We start from the raw sequence: 15,839 nt of genomic DNA on the forward strand, positions 1-15,839 counted from the left end.
CTTTGATGCAATGCCCGGTTTCCCGAAAGGAACCGGGCATTTTGCTGTCCTTCCGTCTTGCAATAACTATTTCCTAAAACTACGGCAAAGACGTGAAAAAACATTTCTCCTGCTCCTTTTATGTTTTAACGGCTGTCTGGATTTCTCCAGTTTCATCCGTATGATTGTGACTAGAGACTCCGGTAATTGCTGCGTTGCACTGTTAACTTCCAAAATATCCTGATAATAGGAGCAACGTTCTCTGTCCCACAATTCTTCATTCATTAAAGCATCCAGCGGCATAGAGGATGGCATACATGGCAACTGCTTCACGCCTAATGTCATGAAATTCAGACGAGTACGAATACATTTCTCACACTTCCCACAGTTCTGGCCTTTTTCCTCTCCCTGCCAGCATACCCGAAGATTCTCTAGAACGGCGGAATAATCCTTGATAATGTTACACCGGGCCGTCCTGCCGAATGATGATCCACAAGGATGAATGAAAAATGATGGGGAAGATAAAAAATGGTTGGTCACAGGATTTTCTCCCCACGGAATTGTCAGGGTATCATAGGCATAAGACTGGTCCGTACCAAGAATACCATGGCGATATTTGCCGCCAAAGAAAGCAAGACAGGCGCAGACTACGGAGAAAAACGCATGCTCCCAATGATGATCGTAGGAACGATAATTCGTTTTGATACAGACAAGCGGAATATTCCAGGAATCCAGCATGCGCTTGGCACTCATCTGTGCCAAGTCAAATCCTTCTTCATCATCCAAGGAAATATCGGCTCCGTGAATCATCACAGCCAAGTCAATGTCACAACTCCCATGCCCCCACATCCCTTTCCGATGGCTGCATATGCAAAAAGCTGCGTCCACGCCCCCTGAAAAGGCGCACACAGCCTGCCGGCCTGTTTCTGTTCCAGGATCTTCCAGCTCTTCATCGACTATAAGCGTAGGAAGATGATATCGGCCTGGTACCCACCCGGACCAGCATCGCATGTATTCTTCCAAATTAGCCAACAGAGTTTTGTGTATTTTGCCGTGGATACAACAGGTTCCCTCATGCTGCATGATATAATGCAGCATGAGAATCAATCCGGCATCATCATCAACAGGAATATTCTCCGCATATTGAAGGGGAATCTCCACATAAACGACAATGGGTTCTTTCCCTTCAATGGAAAGACGGGATACCTTCCGCATAACATCTCCGAGGATTTGTGTATCAAATTCAAGTTTCATAAAAATCAGGGATGATAATCAAATGTTTTTACATTAGGGTGATTATCAGGATCAAACCACAGGCACGAATTGATATTGAAGCTATCAATAATATCCATCTCCTGTCTGGAAAGTTCAAAATCTCCCAGCTGGAGAGCTTCCCGCTGGTGATACGGATTCAATGTCTTGATGATAGGAATAAGACCTTGTTGAACATGCCACCGCAAAATGACCTGAACCGCCGACTTATGATGATGCTCCGCTATCCTGTGCAAAATATCGTACTGGAAAAGCCTGAAATCATGGCGGGCTATGGGAGAATAGCTCTCTACTGTAATGGATTTGTCCCTGCAATATTCGAGCACATGCTTTTTGGTCAGCAAGGGATGGATTTCTATCTGGTTAACATCCGGCAAAATGCCAAGCTCCTTCTCCAGCCGCTCCAAGTGCTGGATATGGAAATTCCCGACTCCCAGGCACCGAATATATCCCTCCTCCTGCAATTCCTGCATAGAGAAAAACGCCTCCACATATTTTCCCTGGGGCCACGGAAGCATGTAAAGATCCAAGTATTCTGTCTTCAAATTGGACAAGGTTTCCATCAAGCTGGCTCTTACATCGCCGGATATTAATGCGGAATGCCATGCACTTGAGGACAGGAACAGCTTTTCACGTGGAATACCGCACTCATTCATAACTTTAGCAATAACATGTTCACTGCCGTACCGGGGCTTATAGTCCAAAAGCCGGAATCCTTGTTCCAGTGCTCCCTGAACCCTTTCAAAATATTTACATCCCAAGTGATGGTGCCTATAGCGTTTGATGGCTCTCTTCCACATTCCTGCTAGGCCTTTCCCTCGGGTACGGTCTGAAGAGGAATTCAAATCCACGTATGGTGAAAGATAGCCGGGTCCAAGTCCAATGGCTGGAATAGCCACTCCATTTTTCAGGGTGATGCAGGGAAGATCATTCATATCAAGTTGGTCACTAGTGTAGTCCTATCTGTGCAGTACGGCAGAATATTTCAGTAAAACGTTCCCTGTCTCCACCATAAATGGCTTCATGAAGCAAGGTTCCCCAATCCCGGTTGGCTTCAATAATAACAGGTCCTTCAGGCGTAACGGCAATATCCCACCCTATGGAATGAATCCCGGGAAACAATTGATGGGCATCCAGCGCCAATTGACAGCTTTCTTCAAAGAAAGGAATTTGGAATCCGGCAAAAGGAATTCCGGTATCAGGATGTCCATGAAATTTCCCAAAACATGATTTTAAATTCCTGTGGCCTTTTGTATTTAACATCCCAGTCCTGTCTATTCCAACGCCAATTCCTCCCGTACGGCCATTAGAAAGATTGCTGCCATTAGAGCCAACCAGCAGAAACTGGGTATAAATATAAATTCCTTCTGAATCAGAAAGAGTGACAAATCTTATCGTATTAACAGCCTCAGGATATAATACATCCATTTCCGGATGCTGAACAATCTTCGCCTCCACCAGATGATTTGCCGCCTGATGTTCCATTTCCCCACGTTCCGCGGGCAGGCCGTTCAACAGCAGACTAAGCACCCCTTCCCTGTTTTGCATTTCCAACTCAAAACATTTTCTTCCCTGAACACCATCCTGAGGCTTCAAAAACAGAGGAATATTGCAGGAATGAAGCCATTCTGCAAAAGGAATATTTAAGCAGTTGTAATGAAAGATGCCTTCACCGTCTACAATACCCAAAGGAACGGAAACAGGCAACCGGGCATTGGACAAATACCGGGCCGTTACATCCTTGTAATCCAGCATGTGGGCCAAGGTAATATGCCGGGAATCGCGAGCCATATCAAATTCCCTCTGGAAAACAAACTCCTGCACGCACGAAGATTCCCGATCCAATCCCATTTGCATGTAATGGACATAGGCGTCTTCAATGTTCCATTCCCCACCTTCCCGGTAAATCTGAATGATCTCCTCCATCATCTGTTTCCTGCTTTTCCGGGATTCCTCAGGATAAAAGGAATACTCATCAAAATTCAGGGATTCCACATACCGACGAATTTCGTCCTGATGCCCTTTCAAACGCTTTTTTGATGAAAATAAGCGACGGATGCAATTCATAATTTCAACATGATGAAGGCAAAAGAAATTCAATCCTTTCAGATAGAAAAAGTTATCCTGTCTGATGATCGCGAATTGCCAATTCTGTGTCAATAATAATTTTTTAATTTGAAAAAGACGAAAAACTAGAAGATGCGGTCAAAGTATTTTAAGGTTAGGCCAATACCTTCCCAATTTTAAACTCTTATAGTTGAATAAGATAATTTTTTGTATAAAATTTTATCATATATATAAATCCAGAGATTTTCGAAAGACGTTTTCTGACAAATGGTGAATTTACAGATAAAATAAACCTTGATAGTGACCTGCAGCAACTATGAGCCATTTTAAATGGACACCATCCTCCTTTACCTCCAAAAGGGTCTCCGAGTCATTCCAGCGATCCCGGCATTAAAAGGAAGGAGTCCCCGTCTTCCCAACCGGGGGATGCCCCAGCCGCTTCTTGTAAACCCGCAAGCCGCAGACCTTGATACGAAGCATTCCGTTTTCTTCCTTGCGGTAATAAAGGTATTTGAACAAAGCGGCGGCCTTCCCTGTCCGCCGGGCATGCGCAGCCTTTTTCTCCCGGCAGCGGTCCATGTCCGGAGCAGCCAAAACCTTGTCCAGCCAGGGAAACTCACTTAGCTCATTCAGCAGATGCACGCGGGGAAAACGCTCCCGCAGGGACAATTCATAAATTCCGGAAATCTTTCCGTAAACGTTATCCATCAGAAAAACCTCCTTGCCCAGAAGGGCTCCGGAAATGCCCAGATGCAACCTGTCCGTTAAAATGACGTCAGGCTGGTCCAGCGCCTTCAAAAGCCAGCGGGCATAGGCAAAAGCGTGTTCCACTTCATCAATTACGCGTACGGAATACGCGGAAAGGTCCGTATTCAAAGGAAGTTCCTTCAGGGATTGAGCATGGCCGGTACTTTCCGGGTCACTCCGTAGGCAGACAGCGAGCTTTCCGGCGCCGGGGAGCGTCACCAGGGAAGTTTTGGTATCCTTTTTCATGCATTTTCCCCACGCCCGTTCCTCCATCTCCAGAAAAGGCAGCCTGACAGGCCGTTTCTTCAGCATCTCCGGCTCCGCGGCCAGGGCCATGTCATCCGCCAGCATAAACCGGGCCTTTCCATTCCGTGACAGGCAGTAATCATAACTGGCCCGTTCCCGGCAAAATACGGTAAAACGTTCATCCAGCACATCCACCAGTTCATCACAATCCCTGAAGCTCTGCGGCAGGATCACACACCTCCGGAGATGCGGATCCGAAAAAAGGCGCACGTAATGAGGCAGCATGCCAAAATAAGGGACAAAACCTCCCCCGCCGCCGTAAACCAGCGTTATTTCTTCCTTTCCGGCAGGGAGTTCCGGCCCGCATGAACTGAACTCCAGTCCCTCCCTTTCAAACAGGGCAACCGTGGAAGCGGCAATCAGGGCATCCCCCACATTCCCCTGGTTCATCATATAATGGAATGGCCCCAGCTCACGCAGAAGCTCCATCATCTCGTGAACAGGGACAGGGGAACAGGGAATCCGGCTACAATCCATCACCCTGATTCTACCTTACCGGCCATCAGGACGCAACTACATAGGGCGGGGACGCCTCTCCGGCGTTTCTAGTTGCCTGCCTTGCGGGATTCCCTCACGCGGTCGTTGGCGTTCAGGATGCGCTTGCGCAGGCGGATGAAATGGGGAGTGGCTTCCACCAGTTCATCAGGCTCAATGTACTCAATGGCGCGCTCCAGTGAAAAGATGACGGGAGGGGAAAGCTGAATGCCGTCACCCTTCGTGGCGGACCGGATGTTGTTCAGGTGCTTTTCCTTGCACGGATTGACCGGCATGTCCATCTGGCGCGGGTTTTCACCCACGATCTGGCCTTCGTAAATATCTTCCTGGGCCCCTACGAACAAACGTCCTCGTTCTTCCAGGGCCACCAGCGCAAAGGGAGTGGAGACGCCCGTTTCCATGGAAACCAGCGTTCCCGTGGTACGCGTGGTGATGTCCCCGGCGTAAGGGCCGTAATCCCGGAACAGGTGGGAGAAAATGCCGTGGCCGGACGTCAGGTTGACCAGCTCAAACTCAAACCCGATGATGCCGCGCGTAGGAATGTAGGCTTGAATGAAGGTATGGCCCGTCCCTTCCTTGCACACCATGTCTTCCATCTGCCCCTTGCGGGCGTGAAGAAGCTTCATGACGCCATTGGCGTGTTCGTCCGGAACTTCCACGTAGATCGTTTCATACGGTTCCGTAAGGCGGTCGTTCTCATCCCTCTTCATGATCACGGTGGGACGGGAGACGCACAGTTCATAATTTTCACGGCGCATGGTTTCCACCAGCACGGCAATCTGCATGGCGCCGCGGGCGGAGACGGAAAAGACGCCGGCCTTGTCCGTATCTTCCACCTGGATGGAAATATTCGTGCGCATCTCCCTCATCAGGCGGTCGCGGATCACGCGGGAAGTCACATTCTTGCCGTCACGGCCGCCGAAAGGCCCGTTGTTAATGGAAAATTCCATGGAGATGGTGGGCGGGTCAATCGCCACGAACGGCAGGGCTTCCGTTTCTGCGGAACCGCCCAGGGTCTCCCCGATGTTCACATTTTCAAACCCCGCCACGCCTACGATGTTGCCCGCCACGCCAATGGCTGAATCCGTGGCGCCCAGACCGGAATATTCAAACATGCGGGTCACCTTGCCGGAGATGCAGGTGCCGTCGCTCTGATGAAGCCAGACGGTATCCCCTTTCTTCACGGTGCCTGAGGTAATGCGGCCGATGGCCACGCGGCCTACATAGTCATCCCAGTCAATATTGGAAACGAGCATCTTGAACTCGCCTTCCGGATCGGCATCCTTCGGAGCGGGAATGTGCTCCACAATCTTGAACAGAAGAGGCGTACAGTCCACGGGGGGTTCCCCCTCCATGGAATTCATGAAATAGCCGTCGCGGGCGGAACCGTATACAAAGGGGGCTTCAAACTGTTCGTCCGTGGCGCCCAGTTCCAAAAAGAGTTCCAGCACCTGGTCATGCACCGCGGCGGGGTCCGCATGGGGACGGTCAATCTTGTTGATCACCACAATGGGCATCAGCCCTTCCTGCAAGGCCTTGCGGAGCACGAAGCGCGTCTGGGCCTGCGGACCTTCAAAAGCGTCCACCACCAGCAGTACGCCGTCCACCATCTTCATCACGCGTTCCACTTCGCCGCCGAAGTCGGCGTGCCCGGGGGTATCCACAATGTTGATGGTATAGTCATTCCAGAGAATGGAAGTATTCTTGGCCTTGATCGTAATGCCTTTTTCACGCTCCAGATCCATGGAATCCATGGCGCGTTCCTGCACGGCCTGGTTGGCCCGGTAGGCTCCCCCCGCCTGCAAAAGTTGGTCCACCAGGGTCGTTTTCCCATGGTCAACGTGAGCGATAATAGCGAGGTTGCGGAACTTGGAAGGGTCTGACATTGCGCGCGAGAGCTAAAAGCACTGGAAAATAAATGTCAAGTCTGCTCCATGAATACCTCCATATTATTTTTTACGCGCGCGCCATGGCAGCCGCAGGTGACGGAACTTTTATCTTCTGCGGTGAATTTATAGCTTTCCCCCCCCTCCAAATGGGGCTATCCTGTTCTGGCATAAATAATTTCTAAATTCTAGACAACGATGAAGATTTGGTTAGATGGAAAACTGGTGGAACAGGAGGAGGCCAAGACCTCCGTTTTTGACCACGGTACGCTCTATGGAGACGGCATTTTTGAAGGCATCCGGTTCTACAACAAGCGCGTCTTCCGCCTGGAAGACCACATGGAACGCTTGTATGACTGCGCCCATTACCTCCTGCTGGACATCCCCTATACCCGGGAAGAACTCTCCAAGGCCGTATGTGATACGGCGGCGGCCTCCGGCCTGAAAGACGGGTACATCCGCCTGGTGGTTACCCGCGGCATCGGCAACCTGGGGCTCAATCCCTTCAACTGCAAACGCCCCAGTGTCTTCATCATCGCGGATAAAATCTCCCTGTATGATCCCGCCGTGTATGAAAACGGGCTGGCTCTGATCACCAGCTCCGTACGCCGCAACCGTCCGGACACCCTCTGCCCCCAGGTCAAATCCCTCAACTATCTCAACAACATCCTGGCCAAAATGGAAGCTGTGCGCCAGGGCGTTGCGGAAGCCCTGATGCTGAATGACCTGGGCAACGTGGCCGAATGCACGGGTGACAACATCTTCATTGTGAAGGACGGAGCCGTCTTCACGCCGCCCGTCACGGACGGCTGCCTGGACGGCATCACGCGCCGCGTGGTGCTGGAAATCTGCCGGGAACTGCAAATCCCGGCGGAAGAGAAAACCATGAACCGTTTCACCATCACCTGCGCGGATGAATGCTTCCTGACCGGCACCGCAGCGGAATGCGTTCCCGTCACCAAACTGGACGCCTACCAGCTGGGTTCCGGAAAAATCGGCCCGGTGACGGCCCGCATCCTGGCCCGCTTCCAGGAACTGACCCAAACCACGGGAACGAGCTTCTGAAGAACGTCGCGTCCCTCTCAAGCAAAAAACGGCCCTCCTCCCGGAGGACCGTTTTTTGTTGCCCCGCCTTCATCCATGATTCCTTTCCGGAGTGCAACGGAGGGGCTTTTTAAAAAGCCAAGCCATGCTGCATCCCGGGCAGGCGGACCCCGGCGGAAAAAGGACAACTTTATTTCTTCTTCGGCAATCCGGTTTCCGGATCAAATTGTTTGGCCTGCTGGGCGTGCTCCTTCGTCTGGTAAAACCGGACGTAATCAATCAGGAATTTCACGGGATAACCCTGCCCGTCCTTCGGCGCTTTCTCGCACCAGGTGCCGCCCACGGCGGAATTGAGAATCAGGTAAAACGGCGTGCGGAACGGATTGCCCTCGTCCTTGGTATAATTCGTGGTATTCAGGTCAATGGACTTCACAAGCTTGTCATCCACCAGCAGCTTGATGGAATCCTTGTCCCACTCCATGACATAGGTATGGAAATCATCGGAAAGATTGTCAATCTTCACCGTTCCCCCGCGGGAGGCATCCCTGCTGGATACGCCATCCGGGCTTAAATGGAAGGTGGAGTAAACCACGTCCGGCTGCTGGGAAATGTTTTCCAGCATATCAATCTCTCCGTTGCCGGGCCAGCCCCACTTGTTCTTGCCAAGCAGCCAGATGGCAGGCCAGATGCCCTTGGTTTTGGGGACTTTGGCCCGCACTTCCAGACGGCCGAACATAAAGTTCTTTGTCTTGATAGTGGTGACGGATCCGGAGGTATAGGGCATGAACTTGGTATTCTTGATCCAGTCCGCCTGGCTCTTTTTATAATTGATGTTGGCAAACTTTTCAAAATGGGTCTCCAGCACCAGGCAGCCGTCCTCCACCCTCATATTCTTCGGACGCCCGGTATAAGTCTGCTGGGAACCCTGGTTGCGCACCACGCCCAATTCCGGCTTCCACTTCTTAGCGTCTATTTTGGAGCCGTTAAACTCATCCCCCCAAACATAAACCCAACCGCCGGGAAGGGTTTTAGGAGGCTTGACGTCTTCTCCCTTTCCGGACATGCAGAGGCATGCGGTTAACAGTACGGCAAACAGGCTTTTCTTCATATGGAGCAATACTGTACATGGAACCGCCGCCTTTCAAACAAAATACGTCCGGGCAGGCGCCTTTTCCCTTCCTTCTTCCCTTCCGGATGGCAAAACTCCCCGGAAAATGAGTCGCAGGCCTCTTCCGCCGCATGCTATATTCTACGGTATGAAGGCAAATCCCCCTCCCTGCGGTCCGGCTCTTCTTCATCAAACCCCGGCAGGCCCCATCGTCATCGTGGAAAATGGAGCGGCTGTCACACACGTCTTCTTCAGGCGCCTGATGCAGCCGGAGCATGTGGAATGGAAGGAAACGCCCCTGCTGCGCCGCACGGCCCGCCAGCTGGACGAGTACTTCCAAGGCACGCGCCGCACGTTTGACGTGCCGCTATCTCCGCAGGGAACGGAATTTGAACAAACGGTCTGGAGAGCTCTTCAAACCATCCCCCATGGAGAAACCAGAAGCTATGGAAACATCGCCCGGCAAATAGGGCGTCCATCCGCCTGCCGGGCTGTGGGGCATGCCAACAACCAGAATCCCATCGGCATCATCATCCCCTGCCACCGGGTGATTGGAGCCAGCGGCAAACTGACCGGTTATGCAGGCGGCCTGACCATTAAGCAATACCTGCTGGAACTGGAACAGGGCGCCGTGGCTCCCTTCATGCTGTTTCCGGACGCGGAACGCATGTTATGGGACATCCCTGCCGGTTCCTGATACCGGCGCGGAAAATCCGGCCGCTCTCAGTGCGGCGCAGCCTCCGTCTGTGGAGGAGTCATGGATTTCAAGGCAGCCTTGGGGGATTCAATGCCGAGCCACTGGAGAGGCAGCAGCTCTCCCGTCAACTTGTAATGCTTGTAGGTCAGGCCGGCGAAAACGGCCAGGAAAAACATCAAAACGGCATACAGGGCCATCCACAAGTAATTCTTCCGCGCCGTACGGTTGGCTTGATCCGCCAGGTGCTGCAAATTCCGCATGGCGGGAGAAGGGGCCGTCTGCTCTTCCTCCCCTTCGTCCGGAGCGGGAGACATCCCGGGGGAAGGTTCTTCGACAAACCGGAGCCGGGCATCCCCCAGGGATATCTCATCCCCGTCGTAAAGGGAAGCGCCTCCCATGGGCGTCAGTCCGTTAATTTTGATTCCGTTAGTGGAGCCAAGGTCTTCAAGGACATAGCCACCTTCCTTGAACTGGAGCAGAGCATGCTCCCCGGACACGGATTGAAAAGGCAGCACGATTTCACAATGTTCATCGCGCCCGATGCGGGCGAAATATTCGCCGTTTTTCGGAAGAACTATGGTTTTCTCGGAACCGTCGGGGAGTTGGATGGAAAGGCGAGGCATGATTTGCGGGCATGATGCCATGCCGATGCTCATTTTCAATCCAAAAGACCGTTTACGCCTCCTCCGGCAGTAAAAAATAACGGAGGCATCAGAGCTCCGCCAGTCCGGTTTGGAAATAACGGGATTCCTTGGCAACGCCTTCTCCAGGCCGCTTTTTCCCGGTGACGGCTTTGCCGCCCCGTTAAGGCTGTTTTCTGCTGCGGCGCCTGTTTCCCGCTTCACTGGAAAAGGGCAGCCGCACATGCCATGGAAAAGCCGTACAGTCCTGCACTTGTCTTGCGTTTTGGGGGGAAATGGTTCATATTAAGAATATGTTTGTTGACAACATCCGCATATTTGCCAAGGCAGGAAAGGGAGGAAACGGGCTCGTCAGTTTCCGCAGGGCCAAATTCGTGCCCAAAGGCGGCCCGGACGGCGGCGACGGCGGCGACGGCGGAAGCGTTATTCTGGAAGTGGACCCGCACACGAACGACCTGCGTTCCTTCTTTTATGACCCCAAACTGATTGCCACGGATGGAGTAGGCGGCCAGAGCGCTAAAAAACATGGTAAAAACGGCAAATCCGTCATCGGGAAGGTGCCTCCCGGCACTATCATTTACCGCAGTAATGCCTCCTCCATGTCGGAGGCGACGTGGCTGGAACGGGAAGGCGAAGGCATTGAGCTGGAAAAAATTGCGGACCTGACGGAAATCGGCACCCGGTTCACGCTGTGCCAGGGGGGCATAGGAGGCAAGGGCAACTGGCATTTCCGCTCTGCAACCAACCAGGCTCCCACGGAAGCCGAATTGGGAACGGAAGGAGAGGAAGGCGTCTTTTTCATGGAACTGCGCCGCATTGCGGACGCTGGACTGGTGGGCTACCCCAACGCGGGCAAAAGCACTCTGCTGGGCGACATCTCGCAAGCCAAGCCCAAGGTAGCCAATTATCCCTTCACCACGCTCCAGCCCATCATCGGGGTGGTGGAATTCAACAGCTTCCGCCGCTGCATCGTGGCGGACATTCCCGGCATCATTGAGGGCGCGCACAATAACCGCGGCCTGGGGCATGAATTCCTGCGCCACATCACGCGCTGCAAGGTGCTGGTCTTCGTTCTGGACATGGCCGGCAGCGAAGGCCGCGACCCCATTGAAGACCTTCAGAACCTCCGCACGGAAATCAAGCTGTACAGTGAAGACCTGGCCAAACAGCCCTGGTTCGTCGTTGCCAACAAAATGGACCTGGAAGGCGCGGAAGAAAACCTGAACAACTTCCGCATGCGTTTTCCGAAGGTGGACGTCATTCCCATCTCCGCCCTCAACGGGGACGGCATTTCCCAGCTCAAAAGCAAGCTTGATGAACTTGTAGGTTATAAATTCGTCCGTTAAAAACCAACTGCCAATCCTCTCCCACCATCCGACATGACCGCTCCGCTCACCGAGGCAACAGACCCGAACCAGCTTTTGTGCCGCATCGCCGGAATTGGAGACCTCTTCGCCATTGAAGGGGAATTCGTCACAGGGAAGGAAATACCCAGCGGCCATATCAACACCACCTACAAGGCCACCTACCGCAAAAGCGACGGGACGGAAGACTCCTACATCCTCCAGCGCATCAATGATTATGTGTTCAAGGATCCCAGGGCCGTCATGCGCAATGTGGAGAAAGTCACGCGCCACATCAACTGGAAAGTACTGCGCCGCCTGAAGGACTCCGCCGGACAGACCCTCAATCTTTATCCGGCCCGCGGAGGGCGCAACTACATTGACATCCCCGGTGACGGCATCTGGCGCTGCTACAATTACCTGGCCGGCACGCACACCTATGACGTGGTGGAAAACACCCGGCAGGCTTACCAGGCCGGATTTGCGTTCGGCTCCTTCCAGGACTTGATCAGCGATATGAATCCGGAGGACATCGTGGAAACCATCCCCGGCTTCCACCATACCCGGAACCGTTTCAACCGCCTGATGGAAGTGGCGGAGCAGGACCCGCAGAAACGCCTTTCCACCTGCCTTCCGGAACTGGATTTCATCAAGGCGAGGGAAGAAGATGTGGACCGCCTTCTGGACCTTCAGGAGAGGGGCGTGCTCCCCACCCGCATCACCCATAATGACACCAAGATCAACAACGTCATGCTGGATGAAGACACAGACCACGCCGTCTGCGTCATTGATCTGGATACGGTGATGCCCGGGCTTGTCCTGTACGACTTCGGCGACATGGTGCGCACCGTCACCCCGCCCACGGAAGAAGATGAGGAAGACCTGGACAAGGTGCGCATGCGCATGCCCATGTTCCAGTCCATTGTGGAGGGCTATCTGGCTGCCGCCCACGGCTTCCTGACCCAGGCGGAAATAGACCAGCTTGCCTTTTCCGGAAAACTTATCACGCTGGAAATCGGCATCCGGTTCCTGACGGACTACCTGGAAGGAGACCAGTACTTCAAAGTCTCCCGCCCGGACCACAACCTCATCCGCTGCCGCACGCAGCTCAAGCTGGTGGAATGCATTGAACGGGAGCTTCCGGTCATGGAACAATACGTCCAGCGCCTGGCCAGGGGATTTGCCAGAAAATAGGAGGCTGAGTCCCTCTGCCAATTTTCCACTCCCGGAGGGACGGCTGTACGCCGTCCCTTATTATTTATCTATTGTTTGAACACTGCGGCGATTTCCATAATCCAAGAAACATTCCACGCAATCGCCACAAACCATGTTTGAAGTACCGGATATTCAACTCAATCAATATGGCAAGCCGGCAAGGATCATGTATCTGGCCCCCTATGCCCCCGACGCTCCCGATTTCTCCAAAAAGCCTTACACGGGCAACGGAGGCTATCCCCAGTATCACTACAACATTTACAAAGCTATTCAGGACATCGGTTATGACGTCGTCTCCACCTCCAAACCCTATTCCGTGCAATTTGCCAAAGGAAACGTGGACTATGTGTTCTCCCTGATGAACAGGTTCGCCATGTCCAAGCCTGAAATATTCATCTCCTCCTACTGCGAATTCATCCAGGTTCCCTACCTGGGCGCTCCGCCCAACATCCGTGCCATTGCGGAAGACAAGTTCCTGACCAAGATGGTGTTCCGCTCCCTGGGCCTGAACGTTCCGGAAGGTATGGGGCTGTCCAGGGAAAAAGGCATTCCGGACAAGGCGCCCTTCCCCGGCCCCTACTTTGTCAAAAAACGGTTTGGCGCCGCTTCCGGCGGCATCCGGGAAGACAGCATCTGCGGCTCCTGGGAAGCAGTCTCCGCGTGTGCTGAACGCCTCATGGAGGAAGGACACGAAGTGCTCGTGGAGCAATACTGCGAAGGCATTGACGTCACGGTTCCCGTGCTGGGGGGTGAAAAGCCTGTTATCCTGGGATACGTGCAGCCGAAATCCGATAAACCGGGCAGCATCATCACGGAAGACCTGAAACTGCATGACCACCTGGGCTACCAGATAGTCTCCGTGCACGACCTGGAACAGGACATCGCCAGGGACGTGCAGAAAGTCTGGGACGCCCTGGGCCCCATGGACTATTTCCGCATCGACTACCGGATTGACTTTGAAAAAGGCGAACGGCGCATCCTGGAAATGAACATCTGCTGCCACCTGGGCAAAAGCGGCTCCATCTGCCTGGCGGCCGCAGAACACGGCTACTCCCAGGCGGACCTGCTCAAATACATCCTCGCCTACAGCATGAACAGGCAGAAAAACCTCTGCCAATACGGCACGTGGCTTATCTGACCGTGTACGGCAACAGAACACATGCCAATCATGGCGGGGAGAAGGATGCTAATCCGGTATCCGGCTGATTGCTTCAAACACCTCCTGCCAGCTTTCCCTGGACGCCTCCAGCCCTCCCAGGACCATGCCGCGTTCCCGGGCAGCGGAGGCCATATCCTCCCGGTAATGCGGCTCCCAGGCCATCTTGGTGGCGTACGTGATGAAATCCCCGGGGCTTTCGCACAGCCAACCGGTTTTTCCGTGTTCCACCATCTGTTCCCAGCCTCCGCGCTTGTCCACAATCAGCACGCTTCCGCTCGCCATCGCTTCAAAACCTACGCGCGGCCAATTCTCCGTCGTATCCGTGGGTTGCAGCACGATGTGGCACCTTTGGTAAAACTCCTGCTGGGACAGGGACTTCTGGTCATGGAACGTCTCCACCCACCCGGGAGGCTTCCCGGTCTTCGCCTCACTCCGGTGGTCAAACCCGAGAAAAGTCCCGCTCTTCCGGACGGGAGAAGCGAAATTCTCGTAAATGTGCCACGTATCCTTGCTGAATTTATCCTCGTCCTGCCGGGAAATGTGTCCCGCGCCAAACCAGTCCGCGGATCGCTGGACAATGAAGGGAAAATCAGTCGTGTCAAAATACGGCTTGAACGTCATGAACCGGATGGACGGATCGGCATTCAAGGCTCTCAGGCGCGGCATCACGCTCTCCCTCACCTGGTCATTCTGATAAAGAAACAGGGAAATATCACCCCTCTTCATGGCTTCCTTTTCCCGTCCGAAAAGCCAGGTCATGCAATTGACAAACACTGTCTTTCTTGTCCGTTTCCGTATCTCCGGCAGCGCAGCCAGAAACTCTTCATTGCAAAAACTGATAACGGGAGCGCCTTCCGAAATGGCTGACCAGTCGTACCCTTCATGCACTGTAACGCCCCGCTCAACCATTTCCGGATAAAGCTCGGCACGGTGAATGTTTTTCTGAGTGGGAATAAGGTGAATATCCACTCCCATGTGTCTCCAAACCTTAATCTGGTGGTAAAGCTCGGCTCCCGCCCCTCCATAGAGGGACGGAAAACCGATGATGTATAGAGGTATCATTGTTAATTTATTCCATAAAGATCATTAAAACAAAAATTATTTAATTCTCTTCAATGTATAATTAAGAAAACAATTACTTACATTTTAACGCCACATCTAATGTTCTTAAATCATTGGCACATCATGAAGATGGAGCTGCCACTCTTTGTATCATGGATATCCAAGAATCGTTATCTGGAGTTGGAAGTTTTTTTATGCTTTCTACGATATGTAGAAAATGTTTATCCCAATTTTTTGGTTTATCTTCACCACTAAACAAAACTGCTTGTAGCAAGGCATAGCACGATTGATAATAAACAGCTAATATTGTCATAAAAGTATTCACTCTTTCATTATTGTTTTTTATTTTATCAATAATAAAAAAACACATATTGCAATGTTCATTGTACAAATCATAAAATGCAAAATCTCCTTTTTTTCTTAATCTTCCCACAACAAGTTCATTTTCAGCCACAAAATCATCCACACTTTCTATTTTCTCCACCGGAAAACCCTGGGGAATAAAAGGTCCAAGTAACATCAAATACGGAAAATCGGCATTGCTACATACCACAAACGGTTTGCGCATTGAAAACAACAAATCGAAATACCTTATATAGATATATTCTAGTGCAACATGAATAATTGAAGCTCTTTCTGAAAAAAAATCATCACATTTCCATCTTAGTGCAACAGTTTGTTTTGACCGGGAAATAAAGATATCAGGATCCAACCCCTGTACTTCTTGAAATTTGTATATTAATTCCTTTATTGATTCATTCTCCATATTATCGTGGATAAGAAGAAAAAGATTAACCGGTATTTCCATATCACATCTC

The 15,839-nt window shown here is 52.1% G+C and carries 14 protein-coding genes; 5 read left to right on the forward strand and 9 right to left on the reverse strand.

Features of this window, described 5'->3' with window-relative positions; all coding sequences use genetic code 11:
- Positions 1 to 66 precede the first annotated feature (66 nt).
- The 5 genes from CXU21_RS12240 to typA all read right to left on the reverse strand — a co-directional run bounded on the left by CXU21_RS12240 (position 67) and on the right by typA (position 6,752).
- Positions 67 to 1,233, reverse strand: a complete 1,167-nt coding sequence (locus CXU21_RS12240) for a hypothetical protein (RefSeq protein WP_146017069.1) — start codon at positions 1,231 to 1,233, stop codon at positions 67 to 69.
- A gap of 5 nt (positions 1,234 to 1,238) precedes the next feature.
- Positions 1,239 to 2,186, reverse strand: coding sequence for an aldo/keto reductase (locus tag CXU21_RS11290; RefSeq protein WP_102726091.1), 948 nt, complete (start codon positions 2,184 to 2,186; stop codon positions 1,239 to 1,241).
- A 13-nt stretch (positions 2,187 to 2,199) separates the two neighbouring features.
- A complete protein-coding gene (locus CXU21_RS11295) occupies positions 2,200 to 3,318 on the reverse strand; it encodes a sugar-transfer associated ATP-grasp domain-containing protein (protein WP_146017070.1) in 1,119 nt (372 codons plus the stop codon).
- 390 nt (positions 3,319 to 3,708) lie between these two features.
- Positions 3,709 to 4,803 (reverse strand): polysaccharide pyruvyl transferase family protein, encoded by a 1,095-nt coding sequence (locus tag CXU21_RS11300; protein WP_180972791.1) that lies wholly within the window; start codon positions 4,801 to 4,803, stop codon positions 3,709 to 3,711.
- Between the two features lie 113 nt (positions 4,804 to 4,916).
- Positions 4,917 to 6,752: a translational GTPase TypA gene (gene typA, locus CXU21_RS11305; RefSeq protein ID WP_102726094.1), complete on the reverse strand. Its 1,836-nt coding sequence runs from the start codon at positions 6,750 to 6,752 to the stop codon at positions 4,917 to 4,919.
- Between the two features lie 198 nt (positions 6,753 to 6,950).
- On the opposite strand from typA, the gene ilvE reads away from it, so the two are divergent.
- A complete protein-coding gene (gene ilvE / locus CXU21_RS11310) occupies positions 6,951 to 7,817 on the forward strand; it encodes a branched-chain-amino-acid transaminase (RefSeq protein ID WP_102726095.1) in 867 nt (288 codons plus the stop codon).
- A 169-nt stretch (positions 7,818 to 7,986) separates the two neighbouring features.
- On the opposite strand, the gene CXU21_RS11315 is transcribed toward ilvE, so the two are convergent.
- Positions 7,987 to 8,904, reverse strand: a complete 918-nt coding sequence (locus CXU21_RS11315; protein WP_102712812.1) for a glycoside hydrolase family 16 protein — start codon at positions 8,902 to 8,904, stop codon at positions 7,987 to 7,989.
- Between the two features lie 148 nt (positions 8,905 to 9,052).
- On the opposite strand from CXU21_RS11315, the gene CXU21_RS11320 reads away from it, so the two are divergent.
- On the forward strand, positions 9,053 to 9,601 hold the full coding sequence (locus tag CXU21_RS11320) for a methylated-DNA--[protein]-cysteine S-methyltransferase (RefSeq protein WP_102726096.1): 549 nt from the start codon (positions 9,053 to 9,055) through the stop codon (positions 9,599 to 9,601).
- Positions 9,602 to 9,627: 26 nt separating this feature from the next.
- On the opposite strand, the gene CXU21_RS11325 is transcribed toward CXU21_RS11320, so the two are convergent.
- Entirely contained in the window at positions 9,628 to 10,224 is a 597-nt protein-coding gene (locus CXU21_RS11325) for an FHA domain-containing protein (RefSeq protein WP_180972792.1), read from the reverse strand.
- A 311-nt stretch (positions 10,225 to 10,535) separates the two neighbouring features.
- Between CXU21_RS11325 and obgE the strand changes: the two genes are divergently transcribed.
- The 3 genes from obgE (at position 10,536) to CXU21_RS11340 (ending at position 13,938) form a co-directional block, all read left to right on the forward strand.
- Entirely contained in the window at positions 10,536 to 11,588 is a 1,053-nt protein-coding gene (gene obgE, locus CXU21_RS11330) for a GTPase ObgE (protein WP_102726098.1), read from the forward strand.
- 33 nt (positions 11,589 to 11,621) lie between these two features.
- On the forward strand, positions 11,622 to 12,779 hold the full coding sequence (locus CXU21_RS11335) for a phosphotransferase enzyme family protein (protein WP_102712820.1): 1,158 nt from the start codon (positions 11,622 to 11,624) through the stop codon (positions 12,777 to 12,779).
- Between the two features lie 133 nt (positions 12,780 to 12,912).
- Positions 12,913 to 13,938 (forward strand): hypothetical protein, encoded by a 1,026-nt coding sequence (locus CXU21_RS11340; RefSeq protein ID WP_102726099.1) that lies wholly within the window; start codon positions 12,913 to 12,915, stop codon positions 13,936 to 13,938.
- Between the two features lie 48 nt (positions 13,939 to 13,986).
- Here CXU21_RS11340 and CXU21_RS11345 read toward each other — a convergent pair whose 3' ends face one another.
- Complete coding sequence (locus CXU21_RS11345; protein WP_102726100.1) at positions 13,987 to 15,021, reverse strand: glycosyltransferase; 1,035 nt, start codon at positions 15,019 to 15,021, stop codon at positions 13,987 to 13,989.
- A gap of 121 nt (positions 15,022 to 15,142) precedes the next feature.
- The gene (locus tag CXU21_RS12245; RefSeq protein ID WP_146017071.1) at positions 15,143 to 15,829 is read right to left on the reverse strand and encodes a hypothetical protein; all 687 of its coding nucleotides are present in this window, start codon (positions 15,827 to 15,829) and stop codon (positions 15,143 to 15,145) included.
- Between the last annotated feature and the right edge of the window lie 10 nt (positions 15,830 to 15,839).

This window comes from Akkermansia muciniphila, assembly GCF_002884975.1.
GTDB lineage: Bacteria > Verrucomicrobiota > Verrucomicrobiia > Verrucomicrobiales > Akkermansiaceae > Akkermansia > Akkermansia muciniphila_C.